14 protein-coding genes are annotated in these 15,762 nt (G+C 47.8%); 6 read left to right on the top strand and 8 right to left on the bottom strand.

The genetic code is table 11. The annotated features are described in order from the left end of the window. A partial coding sequence (locus tag VIM72_RS32040) for a glycoside hydrolase family 3 protein (RefSeq protein ID WP_332006866.1) occupies positions 1 to 1,003 on the bottom strand: 1,003 nt, incomplete at its 3' end. A gap of 281 nt (positions 1,004 to 1,284) precedes the next feature. Here VIM72_RS32040 and VIM72_RS32045 point away from each other — a divergent pair. From VIM72_RS32045 to VIM72_RS32055, 3 genes are all read left to right on the top strand, one after another. Continuing rightward, positions 1,285 to 1,875, top strand: a complete 591-nt coding sequence (locus tag VIM72_RS32045; RefSeq protein ID WP_332006867.1) for an adenylate kinase — start codon at positions 1,285 to 1,287, stop codon at positions 1,873 to 1,875. Between the two features lie 163 nt (positions 1,876 to 2,038). Further along, entirely contained in the window at positions 2,039 to 3,064 is a 1,026-nt protein-coding gene (obgE, locus tag VIM72_RS32050) for a GTPase ObgE (protein WP_332006868.1), read from the top strand. A gap of 62 nt (positions 3,065 to 3,126) precedes the next feature. Next, positions 3,127 to 3,834 carry a hypothetical protein gene (locus VIM72_RS32055; protein ID WP_332006869.1) on the top strand — a complete coding sequence of 236 codons (708 nt, stop codon included), beginning with the start codon at positions 3,127 to 3,129 and terminating at the stop codon, positions 3,832 to 3,834. Between the two features lie 93 nt (positions 3,835 to 3,927). On the opposite strand, the gene VIM72_RS32060 is transcribed toward VIM72_RS32055, so the two are convergent. The 4 genes from VIM72_RS32060 to VIM72_RS32075 all read right to left on the bottom strand — a co-directional run bounded on the left by VIM72_RS32060 (position 3,928) and on the right by VIM72_RS32075 (position 6,792). Further along, complete coding sequence (locus VIM72_RS32060; protein ID WP_332006870.1) at positions 3,928 to 4,476, bottom strand: N-acetyltransferase; 549 nt, start codon at positions 4,474 to 4,476, stop codon at positions 3,928 to 3,930. Then, positions 4,463 to 4,828, bottom strand: coding sequence for a DUF7674 family protein (locus VIM72_RS32065; RefSeq protein ID WP_332006871.1), 366 nt, complete (start codon positions 4,826 to 4,828; stop codon positions 4,463 to 4,465). The genes VIM72_RS32060 and VIM72_RS32065 overlap by 14 nt, the downstream gene beginning before the upstream one ends. A gap of 290 nt (positions 4,829 to 5,118) precedes the next feature. Further along, positions 5,119 to 6,327: a PepSY-associated TM helix domain-containing protein gene (locus VIM72_RS32070; RefSeq protein WP_332006872.1), complete on the bottom strand. Its 1,209-nt coding sequence runs from the start codon at positions 6,325 to 6,327 to the stop codon at positions 5,119 to 5,121. 162 nt (positions 6,328 to 6,489) lie between these two features. Then, complete coding sequence (locus tag VIM72_RS32075) at positions 6,490 to 6,792, bottom strand: YbaB/EbfC family nucleoid-associated protein (protein ID WP_332006873.1); 303 nt, start codon at positions 6,790 to 6,792, stop codon at positions 6,490 to 6,492. 112 nt (positions 6,793 to 6,904) lie between these two features. Here VIM72_RS32075 and VIM72_RS32080 point away from each other — a divergent pair, with 112 nt between their 5' ends. Genes VIM72_RS32080 through VIM72_RS32090 form a run of 3 tightly spaced genes read left to right on the top strand, consistent with a single transcriptional unit; the run spans position 6,905 to position 11,878 of the window. Then, complete coding sequence (locus VIM72_RS32080; protein WP_332006874.1) at positions 6,905 to 8,140, top strand: geranylgeranyl reductase family protein; 1,236 nt, start codon at positions 6,905 to 6,907, stop codon at positions 8,138 to 8,140. A 15-nt stretch (positions 8,141 to 8,155) separates the two neighbouring features. Beyond that, positions 8,156 to 9,262, top strand: coding sequence for a DUF2891 domain-containing protein (locus tag VIM72_RS32085; protein ID WP_332006875.1), 1,107 nt, complete (start codon positions 8,156 to 8,158; stop codon positions 9,260 to 9,262). 60 nt (positions 9,263 to 9,322) lie between these two features. Beyond that, positions 9,323 to 11,878, top strand: a complete 2,556-nt coding sequence (locus tag VIM72_RS32090; protein WP_332006876.1) for a DUF3857 domain-containing protein — start codon at positions 9,323 to 9,325, stop codon at positions 11,876 to 11,878. Here VIM72_RS32090 and VIM72_RS32095 read toward each other — a convergent pair. From VIM72_RS32095 to VIM72_RS32105, 3 genes are all read right to left on the bottom strand, one after another. Continuing rightward, positions 11,875 to 13,068: an FtsX-like permease family protein gene (locus VIM72_RS32095; protein ID WP_332006877.1), complete on the bottom strand. Its 1,194-nt coding sequence runs from the start codon at positions 13,066 to 13,068 to the stop codon at positions 11,875 to 11,877. The two genes, VIM72_RS32090 and VIM72_RS32095, sit on opposite strands and share 4 nt — an antisense overlap. 9 nt (positions 13,069 to 13,077) lie before the next feature. Then, positions 13,078 to 13,728, bottom strand: coding sequence for an ATP-binding cassette domain-containing protein (locus tag VIM72_RS32100; RefSeq protein ID WP_332006878.1), 651 nt, complete (start codon positions 13,726 to 13,728; stop codon positions 13,078 to 13,080). A gap of 107 nt (positions 13,729 to 13,835) precedes the next feature. After that, positions 13,836 to 15,635, bottom strand: a complete 1,800-nt coding sequence (locus VIM72_RS32105; RefSeq protein ID WP_332006879.1) for a DUF4836 family protein — start codon at positions 15,633 to 15,635, stop codon at positions 13,836 to 13,838. Positions 15,636 to 15,762 lie beyond the last annotated feature (127 nt).

Below are 15,762 nucleotides of genomic sequence, written 5' to 3' on the forward strand. Positions count from 1 at the left end.
CCGCCAGCAGCGATTGTAAGGATTCCTGCCCGTTGGTATAAAACTTCGCGATGCCTTTCATTTCCAGGGCATCAGTAACAATCAGCCCTTTAAAACCCATTTCTTCCTTCAGTAGTTTTGTGACTGCATTGTAGGAAATGGAAGTAGGCGTATTGGGCTTTTTGTCGATAGAAGGAATGTAAAGATGGCCTATCATCACCGACTGTACCCCGGCAGCAATGGCCTGGCGGAATGGATACAGCTCCAGGGAATCCAGCTGGGCCCTGGTTTTATTGATGGTGGGCAGATCCAGGTGCGAATCCACATTGGTATCGCCATGACCCGGGAAATGTTTGGCGCAGGCCATAATGCCGGCATCCTGCATTCCCCTTATAGTAGCTACGCCCATACGGGCCACCTGGTATTTGTTTTCCCCGAAAGAGCGGTCGTTGATCACAGGATTAGCCGGATTGTTGTTCACATCCATGTCTGGCGCAAAATCAATATGGATACCGAGCCGGCGGCACTGCTCTCCCATGATCTTCCCGGCATCGTATGCGAGGGAGGTATCCTGCATAGCGCCAATCATCATGTTCCGCGGCAGTGATATAACACTGTCGAGCCGCATACCAAGCCCCCATTCGCCATCAATGGCTACGAGGAGCGGCACTTTCGAAATTGACTGGTAATAATTGGTAAGATTGGCCTGCCGTACCGGCCCTCCCTGGAAAAAGATCACTCCTCCTACTTTGTTGTCCTGTATATCTTTAATGACGGCGTTAATATGATCTTGTCCTAAATTGGAATGCGCCCGGATCATAATAAGCTGGGCAATACGTTCATCGGGAGTTAGCGACTGGAACACACTGTCGGCCCACTGTGAAGCCTTGTCCTGCGCCGGCGCCGCTTTTTGTGCAGCCACCTTTTTATGCTTCTTTTTTTCCTTGAACACCAGGGGCGCGGAAATGGCGCTGCCCGTCATCATTAAGCCTGTAAGTCCTGCAACCAATAATTGTTTCCTCATGTCATAAACTTACAAATATTCATGCGGAAATCCAGACTGACGGGCCTGAATATCAAAGAATTACTAATATTGATCATATGATTTTGTCATATCCAAACTATTTCGTTAAATTAGAATACCCTGTTGAAGATATTTTACAGATTCCGGCAAAAAATTGAATGCTGTTTACTATTTTGTCAGAATATTTACATTTAGTTTAATCAATCGTAATTTTAATTACCAATACATTCATCTGTTTCTTATATTTGCAACCTTGCGAGTAAAGTAGATTTTTATAAAACATGGTCAATCTCATTTTATTTGGCCCTCCCGGTAGCGGCAAGGGTACACAAAGTGCTAACATTATCCAGAAGTACGGGCTTATTCATCTTTCCACGGGCGATTTGCTTCGCAGCGAGATCGGAGATAAAACACCCCTGGGGCTGGAAGCCAAGAAATTTATGGATCAGGGCCTGCTGGTGCCGGATGAAGTAGTGATTGGCATGATCAGTTCCAAACTGGACGCCAATCCTGATGCGCGTGGCTTTATTTTCGACGGTTTTCCCCGTACTACTGCACAGGCGGAAGCACTGGACAAACTGCTGGCATTGAAGAAAACATCTATCTCTACTGTGCTTTCACTGGAGGTACCGGAAGACGCACTGATTAAACGCCTGTTGAACCGGGGCTTAACCTCCGGCCGCAGCGATGATGCCTCTGAAGAAGTAGTAAAAGCCCGTATTGTTGAATATCACAATAAAACCGCTCCTGTGGCCGATCACTACGCCAAATTCGGCAAATTTAAAAAAGTGAAAGGCGATGGTACAGAGGAAGAAGTGTTTGAACTGCTCTCCAAAGAACTGGATGAACTGGTAGGAGAAAAGGTACAATAAGCGGAACCCGCTGTCATAAAGACTTTTACATCTTTTTATACAACGCAAAGATTGTAAGTAAAGAGCTCCCGGCACAGGATTGTGCTAATTAGCTCAAACTTCACGATCTTTGCGTTCTGTTTTTCCGGGGTAAGGCCCCCGGAATGTTAAAAAATAAGACTAAGTGGAAAAAGCGAACTTCGTAGATTATATCCGTGTATTTTGTAAGTCCGGGAAAGGCGGCGCAGGCAGTATGCACTTTATGCGTACTAAATTTAATGCGCAGGCCGGCCCTGATGGTGGCGATGGCGGCAGAGGCGGACATGTTATTTTAAGAGGCAATTCACAGCTGTGGACCCTCCTTCACCTCCGCTGGCATAAAAACCTGCTGGCGGAAGACGGGGAAAACGGCAGTGGTGATAACTGCACCGGCCGTTTTGGTAAAGATATTATCATAGAAGTACCACTTGGCACACAAGCCAAAGACGAAGAAACCGGCGAAGTAGAAGCCGAAATCCTCCACGACGGACAGGAAATTATCTGGATTCCCGGCGGACAGGGCGGGAAAGGTAATGCCTATTTCAAATCTGCCACTAACCAAACCCCTGAATACGCGCAACCCGGTATGCCCGGCAAGGAAGGCTGGAAAATTGTGGAATTAAAAGTTTTGGCAGATGTAGGACTTGTTGGTTTCCCCAATGCCGGCAAATCTACCCTGCTGTCTACCATTACCGCGGCGAAGCCTAAGGTGGCCGACTACGCCTTTACTACGCTCACCCCCCAACTCGGAATGGTGGAATACCGCGACAATAAATCGTTTTGCATCGCCGACCTCCCGGGTATCATCGAAGGCGCCCACGAGGGGAAAGGTTTAGGTCACCGTTTTTTACGACATATTGAAAGAAACGCCGTATTATTATTCCTTATTCCGGCCGACAGTGCAGATCACCGCAAAGATTTTGAAGTACTGGTGAACGAGCTGGAACAATATAATCCCGAATTACTGGACAAACAGTTCCTGCTGGCCATCAGTAAAAGCGATATGCTGGACGATGAGTTGAAAGCTGCTATAGCAGCAGAACTGCCGGAAGATGTGCCGCATGTATTTATTTCTTCTGTTACAAACCAGGGGCTCAGTGAGTTAAAAGATATTTTGTGGGAAGCCCTTAACAGGAAAGTAGATACCACCGGTGCTGTAGACGCCGACTAACCGCTTTCCGTGTTCACGGGTATCCGTCCCCGGCGCCAATTCGTTAGAGTATCCCGTATGCCATGAAAATATTTTTACTCCCTGCAATTGCTTTGCTGTTGCTACCCGCCTGCCATCGGCCCGAAAGGCCCGTGAAGGAAAGGCCCGTACAGATAGATACCATGCAGCTTATTGCAATGCCGGCGCCTGCAGTTAAAGTAGCCTCCAATGAAGTATATGTAGCGTGCCGCGACTCTACTACGTATATCCATTTCGGTGATTGCTATTTTTCGCTCGACTGGATCATACCCGATGCCCAACTCAATGATTTTGAACTATGCCCGGATACCCTGTATTTCCGGCTGGCGCATCTCCATACCATTGAAGGGCAGATGCTGGCCATTACTACCAGCGAAATAAACAGGATCAGAATATCACAATGCTATGAAACCAGCGCTATTGTTGAACACGAGCCACTGCGCCATTGGAAACATTACCGCTCCCCCTGGAAAATAATTCCCCCTGAAGCGAGCAACTTCTTCATTTGTAAAAAATACTCCGCTGCTGAAAGATCCCGGTTCCCCGCCACTACCTTACAGGCATTACAACAGCATGTAAAACAACACGGCTCCCCTGCTGCCTATGCACGGGTTGCACAACTGAAAAGCTTCCCCGCACCTCCGGTATACATCGGGATCAGCCGCTACTATATACGGCTGAATGGAGAATACAAAAAAACAACCGATAAGATCAATAAACTGCTCGTTATTGATGTAAACTTCAACGGGTAGGCAATCCAATACGAACGCAGAAAACCGGCAATGCAAAAGCATCGCCGGTTTAAACTCATTGGCTGTATTTTTCACCGTAGCGGTTTTCTTGTTTCAATTCCCCGAAGGCTGAAACAACATGGCAGTGCACAAACAATTCCTGTAATTTTTGCCTGCCAGGATAGGATAGTTTACGCAACTTTTACACCCCTCCCAAAAAAGAGGGTCATGTGTGATCTCATTATAGGTAACCGGCTCAAAGCCCAGGCGGGTATTGAGCTTCATCACAGGTAACCCCGTGGTGATACTGAATATTTTTGCCTGCGGATAAAGCAGCCGGCTCAGCTCAAAGATCTTTTGCTTGATGGCCTGCGCTACCTTCATTCCACGGAAGGCTGGCGCTACAATCAAACCGCTGTTAGATACAAAACTGGCATTTTCCCAGGATTGTATGTAGGAAAATCCTGCCCATATTCCTTCTGCCGTGAAGGCTATAACGGCTTTCCCTTCCAGTATTTTTTCCTTTATAGTATCGGGATTTCTTTTGGCAATCCCCGTGCCCCTCGCCTTTGCGGATGCTTCCATCTCTGCTACAATAGGCAGGGCAAAGTCAACGTCCATGGCTGTTGCCAACCGGACGACTATCTCCTCATCTGTTTCCATTACCAGTAAGTTGATGTTGTATATAAAGTGGATAAATTGAATCCGGGATCAATGAATACACCCGGATCCTGCTTACGGCATCTGCAAGGGGAACCCTGCAGAGCACCGGTAAAAAAATACGGGTAATCGCTTCTTTCACAACCATATTACCCTTTTCATATAACCGGCCGGCCAGTTGTAAACATTTACCTGCTACCGGGAAATTCTGCTCCCGCAGCTGTTTGTCGGTGTATTCTGTTAAACAACCAATGGTGTCGTAAATATGATATATGGCCGGAAACTGGTGTAATGCTTTTCTTAGTGCTGGTATCGTATCTTCAATACAGGCTGGCACTTCATACTGATTAATCATAAGTTATAATTTTACGCTGTTGTGTACTATCTCTGCCAGCACGGCGATGATAATAACGCCGATAGCGATATAATACATGGCTTTGTGATCAGGTGCAGGCGGTTTTGGATAAGCACGCATGGTAATATCATTTTGCAGGTATATGCCAAATGCTATTCCAGATTCTGTAGAGGAATGTTAAAACTTAGCGGGGATAAGGGTTTGCAAAGAAAATGTTAACGGCAGTAAAATTAAAATGAGATTAAAACCTTCCGTTTCTGAAGGGTATTTGCAGAAACGGAATAATGATATCAGGCCACCTGTGTAGCTGCTCCGGCTTCTGGTACCACAGGAGATGCTGTTTTCTTTTTCTTCTTCCTCGTCCTGTTCAGCCACATAATAGTACCGGTAGTGGGAAATGTGGCGCCCAGCAAAGCGAGTATCAAAGCAAATATTTTGGAAGGCGTACCAAAAATAGCCCCGGTATGCAATGGCTTTATAGTGCCACGGATCTGCTGGCCCAGGTTCCTTTGTGCAAAAGTTTGCGAGGCCAGCACCCTGCCATTAAACTGGTCCAGGTAATAAGTAGTAGTAGCTGCCTCATGTAAGGCGCCGGCTGGCAGCAGGCTTACCATGAAAGCCGCCGAGCTGTCTTTCGGAGCGGTAAACGAATAAAACAACGCATCCGGTACCGCATATTTTACCACTGCCAGTGCCGTTTCGTAAGAAATACTTTTACCGGTAACATCCACTGCCGGGGCCGACAACGGCGCGGCTGCCGGTTTCGGGGAAGTGCCCAGGGAAGCATACAACGCCTTGCTGAACCATTCAAACGACCAGGTTAAACCGGTAAAAACAGACACAAAAAGAAAGATGGAAGTATAAAACCCCAGCACAATGTGCAGGTCATTATTTACCCGTTTCCAGTTGCCATCCCACTTTACTTTGATCCGCTGCCGGAAAATGCTGCGTGTTTTCGGCCACCAGAGAATAATGCCGGTAAGCAGGATGAAGAAAAATATAAGCGTGCTGATACCGGTAATAAGCTTCCCCGTTGCTCCCGCCAATAACCAGCGGTGCAGGGAAAATATCTTATAATAAAATGTTTGCTGGTAGCTGTAAAGCGCTATTACTTCCCCGGTATAAGGGTTCACAAACGCTGTACGCCCTTTTTCTTTTTTGGGGCCGGCGCCTTCTTTTTCAGTGCCGCCTTTTCTGCGTTTTCCGGATGCCTGCTCCTTTTTCCCTTCTTCCAGCTGTACCTGTATGGTGCGTGCAGGATCGGCAAATACCTGTATCCGGGAAATACCTGCGCCGGGAACAGCCTGCTTCGCCAATGCCGCCACTTTGTCCAGCGGCAAACGCGTCCCTACCGGTTCCACAAAATAACGCCGGTGGTTAAGACCTTCCGTCAGCTCCTTCTCAAATACCAGTAAAGCACCTGTTAAACAGCTGATAGTAATTACCAGGCCGGCTGTAAGGCCCAGGTATAAGTGAATACGCCGGAAGAAAACTTTCATGTTGGAATTGATCGTACCTGCAAAGAAAATCCATGTACAGGGCACTATCACATCGGAAACGGAATATTATTTACACACTACAGAATTCATTCAGTTTTCACATAAAATACAATTGCCATATATACCAATGGTATATATGGCAATTGCCTGTGTTAAAATATATTACAACAATCCGCCCAGCATTCCGCCGGCAGCGTTCTTCATTTCTGCTTCAAAAGCATTTTCCCCTTCTTTCAGTGCACGGTTCAGCGCTGTAAGCAGCAGGTCTTCCAGCTCTTCTTTATGCTCCGGTGCAAAAAGACGCTCTGCAATATCAATACTTTTCACCTGGCGGTTGCCATCCACGGTTACTTTTACAGCGCCATCGCCGGCCTCGCCGGATAAAGTTACTGTAGCCAGACGCTCTTTGCCTTCCTGCATTTTCTGCTTGATCTGTGTTAGCTTTCCAAATAAATCACCAAACATGTTTCGTGTGTTTTTAAGAACCGCAAATATAGCGGATTTTTAATGGAGCCAATCCCTGGTACTAAATCCTCACTATTCCGTATCTTACCGCCACGTAACAGTATCATCAATAATGGAAACAAAAGTTTGTATCATAGGCGCCGGGCCCGGCGGAGCCACAGCAGCACTGCAACTCGCCCAGCTAGGCATTGAATGTATCGTAGTAGATAAAGCCGTTTTCCCCAGGGATAAAGTTTGTGGAGACGGACTAAGCGGGAAAGTGCTTACCCTCCTGGAACGTATCGACAAAGGCATCGGGCTCCGCCTCCAGCAGGCCATGTTCAAGGCCGACAGCTGGGGCGTTACCTTCGTGGCTCCCAACCGTATCGGGATGGATATCCCCTACCGCATGGGCTACCAGGAAGATATGAGCAACCCGCGCGGGTTCGTTTGCAAACGCATCGACTTCGACAATTTCCTTGTAGATGAAATGAAACGCCGCCCCGAAATCCGTTTATTCGAGGGCGTAAGTATTGATAAATACGACCTGCAACCCGATGGATACCACCTCTCCAGCAAAGACGGCTCCTTCAAGGTGAAGGCCGATGTGGTCATAGTAGCCAACGGCGCCCACTCCGGCTTTACCCGGGATGTGGCCGGGATCAAAATGGAACCCAAACATTATGTGGCCGGCATCCGCGCCTACTATAAAGGCATCACGGGCCTGCATAAAGACAACTTCATTGAACTGCACTTCCTGAAAAATATGCTCCCGGGCTATATCTGGATTTTCCCTCTCCCCAATGGAGAAGCCAATGTAGGCGTAGGAATGCTCAGCAACTCGGCCCGCAACAAAAAGGTGAACCTGAAACAGCTGATGCTGGATACCCTCGCCACCGATCCCGTGATGAAAGAACGCTTCAAAAACGCAGAGCTTATTGGTACCATCGATGGTTATGGCTTACCCCTCGGCAGCAAAAAAAGAAAACTGCACGGAGAGCGCTATATGCTGGTTGGCGACGCCGGCTTCCTGATAGATCCCTTCACCGGTGAAGGGATCGGCAACGCCCTTTACTCCGGCAGGATTGCCGCCCAACAGGCCGCCGCAGCCATCGAAGCCAACGATTATTCGGATACTTTCTTTAACGCATACGATGAAAACGTATACCGCATTCTCGGACCGGAACTGCAGGTGAGCACTAAACTGCAGAAACTCATCAAATACCCCTGGCTGTTCAATATGCTGATGAAAATGGGCTCCCGCAATAAACAGCTGAAAGACCTTATGTCATGCATGTTCCATGAGGTAGACCTCCGGAAAAAACTGGGCAAGCCCATGTTCTACGTAAAATTGTTATTAAACAGATAAAAGCACCGCTCCACCGTGAAATTTCCAGGCCAGTTATTCATCATCCTCTTTTTCTCATTCAATATGAGCGCACAGGTACCTTCTTCCAGCCAGGGACATACACCCGCAGCCTCCCGGTTAACACCAGACATTGCCAATAAACTGGCAGAGCTGCCACTGAAATGCCTGGACCTGGAATTCCCATATAAAACAGGGATCGTATTCTCCGATAGTTCATTGCTCACTGCCCCGAAAAATTATCACCCCGCCTTCTATGGCTGTTTCGACTGGCATAGCAGCGTGCACGGGCACTGGATGCTGGTACGGCTGCTGAAATCATACCCGGACCTGGCAAAAGCTTCGGTGATAAGAACCAAACTGGCCGCACATCTATCTGCCGAAAATATAAAAGTAGAACAACAACTGTTCAGCAACGCAGAAAACAAGAGCTTTGAAAGGATCTATGGCTGGAGCTGGCTCCTGCAGCTGCAAAACGAATTGCTCACCTGGAACGATCCGCTGGGAAAAACCATGAGCCAAAACGTGCAGCCACTGGCCTCCCAGTTCTCCGCCGCGTACATCCAGTTCCTCGATAAAATCATGTATCCTATCCGGGTGGGAGAACATACCAATCTCGCCTTCGGATTATGCCTGGCCTGGGACTATGCAGTAACTGCCAAAGATGAGCCCCTGAAAAAAGCCATACACGATGCCGCTATGCGCTTCTATGCCGCAGATAAAAATGCACCGGTACAATGGGAGCCCGGTGGTTACGACTTCCTCTCTCCCTCCCTGGAAGAGGCAGACCTTATGCGCAGGATAATGCCGGAAACAGACTACCGTAAATGGCTATACGCATTTTTACCCGGCCTCTTTGAAAACAAGATAAGTATCCTGCAGGTGGCGCAGGTAAAAGACAGGACCGACGGGAAACTGGTTCATCTCGACGGGCTAAACCTGAGCCGTACCTGGTGCCTCGAAGCCATTGCCGAACATGGTGGCAAAAACCGACAGGCGATCCGCCAACTGGCCCATGCGCACATGGAAGCCGGGCTGAAACAGGTTTTCAGCGGCAGCTACGCCGGCGAGCACTGGCTGGCCTCTTTCGCAGTTTATATGTTAACTATCGGAAAACAACCGTAAATTCATCTGCAAAATTTTTACTGCCCTATACCCAGTTAACGGGTATCAACCAACATAGCTATGCACGTTACCAGTTCCCGTGCACGGAAGTTAGTATTATCCCTGTTGCTGATACTAATCCACACCATTGCACCCGCCCAAAAAGTAAATACCAGCCCCGCACCTGCGTGGCTCGTCCCCTTTACACCCGACCTCACCCAAAAACCCAATGCCAAAAACATCAGCGATGGCTACTACCTCCTGCTGCTGGAAGAACAAAGGCAGATGGAACTGAAAAGCACTTACCAGCACTTCATCCGGCAAATTGTGTCGGAAGCCGGTATTCAGAACGGGTCTGAAATTTCAGTCGATTATGACCCCCAATACGAAAAACTCATCTTCCATAAAATAGTGATCCACCGCGATGGACAGGAAATCAACCGGCTTCCCGGCGCCGCCTTCAAACTGCTACAGAAAGAACAGGACCTTTCGCGCTTCATATACAGCGGCACCTACACCGCTTACCTGATCCTGGAAGATGTAAGGAAAGGCGACCAGATCGAATATGCCTATTCCATCAACGGCGATAACCCCATCTTCAACGGGAAAGTGGATAGCCGCCTGTATTTCGTGGCTTATGAACCTATTGTGAACTACTACAAAAACCTTATCGTAAGCCCGGAAAGACAGCTCCGGTTCAAACAGTATAATAACGCCGCCGCTCCTGTTCAGAAATCATGGAACGGCCTTACCGTATATGAGTGGAATAAAGTAGACGTAAGGGAAACAGATAACACCAGCTTTGTGCCCTCATGGTATAACCCCTTTACCTATGTACAGGTAAGCGAATATCCCTCCTGGAAAGAAGTGGCGCAATGGGGCATGAAAGTGAACCAGGCATCTCCACCCGGCCCACTGCTGGCCCGTAAGATCGCCGCCTTTAAAAAGCTGGCCAATGGCGATCAGGCCAGTTACCTGCTCCAGGCGTTACGGTTTGTACAGGACGATATCCGTTATATGGGCATCGAAATGGGAGAATATTCCCATCGCCCCAATAACCCGGATAAGGTACTGGCACAGCGTTTCGGGGATTGTAAAGACAAGGCCCTGCTGCTTTGCACCATGCTTCGTGCCAACAATATCATGGCCAGCATGGCCTATGTAAATACCGATATGAAAGGAACTGTAAGCGACATGCTCCCCTCTCCCAACGCCTTCAACCACGCCATTGTACATGCGGTGCTCAATAATAAAGTGTACTGGCTGGATGGCACCATGTCGTACCAGCGTGGCAGCCTGGCAGATATATGCGAACCGGATTACCGGCAGGCACTGGTAGTAACCGATACCACCACGCAGCTCACACCTATTACACCGGTTACCCGTGGCAAAATCATCGTCCGCGAAACCTTTACCCTGCCCGATGATGAAAACAAAGACGGCAAACTGGAAGTGGTAACCACCTACCACCGGGATGATGCAGATGCCCAGCGTGCTGAGCTGGCTGTCACCAGCATGAAGGATAAAGAAAAATCATACCTTGCCTACTACAAGAAACTATACGGAGACGTAGCTATCAACGATGCTATCACTACCCGCGATAGTACCGCCATCAACACAGTTTATGTAAACGAAAGCTACTTCATACACGATCTCTGGAAAAAAGACAGCAGCACAGGCAAACTGGTATTCACCACCAACGCACAACCTTTCTACGATATCCTTTCCTATATATCAGACGATAAACGTAAAATACCGGTTAGCATCCGCTATCCCTACGACCAGGACTACCAGATTATCCTGCACACGCCTGTTAAATGGTCGCTGAACCAAACACCACTGCACCTGCAAAACGAGTATTACTCATTCGACTACACGGCCGAAACCAAAGGACAGCAGGTCGTCTTATCCTATCATTTCAAAACCTTCAGCGATCATATCCCCGTAAAGTTTATTCCGCAGTATGTAAGGGATCTGAAGAAGATGAATGAAATAACTTCTATGGATCTCAGCTGGAATCCCGCTTTTGCTGTAACACGGCATCCGGAAGGGAAGGGAAACTGGCTTGCCATTATACTGGCATTACTGTTCGCCGCGGGATTTGCCTGCCTGGGGTTTGTTTTTTATAAATACTCCGTTACGCCCAATGAAGAGGTGCCCGAACCACTGCCCATCGGCGGCGGGCTGGTATTACTGGCCATCGGGTTACTGTTTACGCCCATGGGTGAAATTGCCGGTATCTGCAAAATGGCGGTATTCGATTATACTTACTGGATCAGCATTTCCGACCGGCAGGACCTGGGAAATATTACATTGGTACAACTCTTCCTCATCATGGAAATGATGGTCAACGTATTTTTCCTGGCATACAGCATCCTGCTGGCTGTATTGTTTTTCCACCGGCGGGATACCTTCCCTTTCGCGCTGGCCACTTTTTATTTTATGGCTACCGTTTTTATTTATGCAGATAATTCACTGAATTATTATTACTTCAAGGCAGAAAAGCCCCACGATATCTTCAGCGTAAACTCCGTCCTGTGGCCGCTGCTGCGCATGGCCATCTGGGTGCCTTACCTGCTTATTTCACAAAGGGGAAAATCTACCTTTACTGTGCCATACCGGCCACCGCAGGGTTAAATATTATTTACGTACTTCCTCACTGTAAGGAGGTTTACAATATACACCAGGGCCAATACCAGCGCAATGCCCGCAAATACCGGAATGCCCGGCCAGGTGCTTACCTGCATCTGGTGCCGGGCCAGCTCACCAGCGGCCCAGTATTGCAATCCGGCTACCAGCAGCAACGATAAAATGCCGATCACAATATACAGGGGCACAAACTGCTTCAGCAGGTACCGCTGCAGTTGCTTTGGCGCCGTGCCCAGTATTACCAGTAATTGAATTTCCCGCTTGCAGGAAGCAATTACCAGCTGTATAAACATGCTGAAAACCAGCAGGGCAAAGAACAGCAGGATCAATCCGAAAAACCCCACCACCGATACAATGGTTTGTACAATCAGCCTGGTTTTGCTGAACTTCAGTTTATCCTGGTTGGTAGTATAGCCATTATCTTCCAGGAACTTCACCAACGCCGGGTTAGAGGGATCCGGCGTTTTAATGATCACGCGGGAAGTACCGGTGGCGGTAGTCATTCCATACTTTTCATTGGCCCAGGCCATAAAAGAAGCCGGCACCAGGAAAGAAGAGATGCGGTCCGAAAAGCCCACAATATGCCCCATATACTGATCTGATAACTGATTGTTGGAGATGTTTACCTGCAGGGGTAATGCCTTCACTGTTTCCTGTGAGATCTGTGGAAGGTCCTGGCTCAGGGAAAACCCGAAGTTGTAAAGGTTCAGGAAATCGTTCGGTAAAATAATAGGAATGGTACGGTCGCCCTCTGCCCATTTCCAGTCCTGCCCTTTCACATCCAGGAAGCTATCCGGTACTGCTTCAAAAAACATGTCAGTGGCAAAGTGGAGGTCGCCGGGCGCCTGCACTACTACTTTATACTGGCTGGAGGTTACTAACCCGAACGACTGAACGAATGGTTGTTTTTTTATAGTGGCAATTTCTTCAGGGGTAAAAATACTTTTAGACGACTGCCCCATCATGGCATTGGTGATGGTTTTATTGATCACGAGGAAATCGGCGGTTTCATTCTGATTTTTACTGCTGTACAGCAGTTGGCTGAAATTGGAGTGCGCCTGGATAGCAATGAGTATCAGCAGCATGGCAATGCCTAAACCCACTGCTGCCATCAGGAACCGGGTTTTTCCCACCCCGGTTTGAATAATTTTCTTCAGTAATTCAAAAAATGGACGCATGAAATAACATTAAAGATGATAATGCACATCGTAAGGGAAGTGCTGGTCATTATCCAGGTCTGTTAAAATAAACCCGGCATTGCGGGCTTTACATTCATCGGCAATCAGTGCGGCTGCGCGTTGTGTGTTATCTTCATCCAGGTGGCTGAAGGGCTCATCCATCAGGAGCCAGCTGAAGGGCTGCATCAGCGCCCGGATGATGGCAATGCGCTGCCTTTCGCCATACGACAGGGTTTTGCCGCTTTGTTCCAGCACATGCGACACATTGAGCCGGGCTGCCATTTCATCTATCTTTTCAGCAGGATAATAAGGCTTAGGCTCCATTACCCGCTTCAGGGATATATTTTCCCGGGCGCTCAGCTGTTCAAAAAGCCGGAGATCCTGGAATACAATGCTGATATCCCGCTGCCGCATAGCGGCTATTTCGTTTTTATTATATGCCTGCCAGGGTTGTCCGTTCACCTGCACTTTCCCCGTATAGTCGTAACGGATATGATACAGGTAATGGATCAGGGTGGTTTTGCCCGTTCCGGACGGCGCTTTGATCTTCACAAAATTGCCTGGCTGGAAAGTTACCTCCTGGTTCCAGATGTCCGACGACCTTTGCCGGAGTTTATCCTGCAAGGGTATGGGCATAAGCTGACTGAGCTGAATCTGCATAATGGCATTTGCTGTTAACAGTAGCGAATATAAATGATATATTTTACGCAAAAGAAAAGGGCGCAACGGATATAATACCGGCGCCCTTTTCCTGGTAAGGTTATAATTTACTGCGGTGCAACGGCAGTATCTACCGGCGCTGCAAACACGCTGTCTTCATACGCTTTCTCCTTGGCTTTCTTCGCCTGCATCACCTTTACGGTTTCTGTGCCCAGGTTGATCAGCTGTACCAGGCTGTTCTGATCTTTATTTTTGAAGGTCAGTATGGCTTCTCCATGCTGCACATCGCCGCCATCGGCTTTACTTACAAAGGTTACATCCTTCAGCAGGTCTTTTGCTTTTTTCACTACTACTTTTTCATCTTCATCCACTTTATCTTCAGGGATCACGCTGGTCACTTTTTCCAGGTCTACATAACCGCCAATCATGCTTCCTTTCACTTTGCTTTCAATGCCATCAGGTAATTTGATGTGCCCTTTGCCTCCCAGGTATTCCTGCAACAAAGCGCTATCGGAGCCAAGGGTCACATACTTTTCAGTGATAGACATTGCCGGCATGGTAGCAGCCGCCATTGGATTTGCCACGGTATAATGGTCGCCTTCCCTGGTGAATACTTCTTTCAGCATAGGAGATGTCATTACTTTATTGAATGCATCCTTATTACCTACTTTCAGGCTGAAGATCCATTTGGCATCCGGTTTTTCCGTGAATTCACCGGGGAAATAAGGAGATTCTTTTTTGGTGATGGCGAAATCGGAGGCCACATAAGTTAACTGGCCTTCAAATGCGTTCAGCACATCATCCATCGACAAGCCGGATTTTCCCATCAGCAGGTTTACCATACCGTCCATACCGGTGGCTTTTACGATATCGCCGATCATACGGAAATCAAAAGCATAAGAAACAAAACCGGTGACATTCTGGGAAGGATACTTCTTCAGCATATCCATATCGATTTCTTTCTTACCATATTTTTTATAGATGGCCGCCAGCTCTTTACCCATGTAGGAATGACCGTTGAAAACGATTTTACCGTTTTCGAAGTTAACAGTACCGGTGTAGAAGGAACCTTCCATCAGCTTCTTAACATTGGCGGGGATCATGGTGAACTGGCCGCCGTTATAAATAGCTTCAGGATTTACAAAGATGCCGGCGTCAGCATTTTCTTTCAGCAACTTGGCAAAAGGCTCAATAGTCCCTGCTGATTCATCTTTTTTCAGGTGGAAGAGATGGTCTACCTCAGCTACCCAGTTTTTTATTACCGCATCGTCTTCCGCAGTTACCAGGGCGGCAGGCACAGCTACTGCGCTGTCCACTATTGCTGCTGCGCTGTCTGCTGCAGGTTCATCTTCTGCAGGATAATCAGGAGCAGCAGAACCGCCCGGGGCATACTTCTCCAGGTCGTTCGGGTTCACTGCGCTGATATAGATAACGGCAGATTTATTCCATCCGATTACGGCATGCTGCTTTTCTTCCCAGATATATTTAAAATCATTTTGTGTTTTCAGGGAGTAGTTGGCGATGTTCTTTTTGAGATAGGCCTCAAATTTGTCGGCATCTTTCAGGCTGGCGGTAAGACTGATGTAAGATTTGTTTTCTGCCGGCTGGCCCTGGAATACAAAAGAAGCAAAGAAATGGCTCTGCAGATCAATACCGGAGTTTTCGGCGTCTTTCCAGGCCTTCATCATTTCGTTGGCAGTGTCTTTGGTTTGCGCGGCATCAAACAGTTTATCCATAGTGATACCGTTTGTCACCAGCTTGGTGGTTAGCTGTTTAGCGTTCAGATCTACTATCACACCGGCTGTTTTCGGGATATACCGGCTCTCTTCAGGGGTCTTGGAGCAGGAAGACAGCATAACCGCTGTCGTTACAGCGGCTAACAAAACTTTGGAAATTGATTTTTTCATAAAAACATTAAAAATTAAGAAATTATTCGGAGCAACACTTGTTCAAGCAATACATTCCCACTATCGTGGTATTTCATTCGTGCAAAAGTACGTATATTTTTGTAGCGCATATGTCTCATTTTTCCCT

The organism is Chitinophaga sp., assembly GCF_036569185.1.
Taxonomy (GTDB): domain Bacteria; phylum Bacteroidota; class Bacteroidia; order Chitinophagales; family Chitinophagaceae; genus Chitinophaga.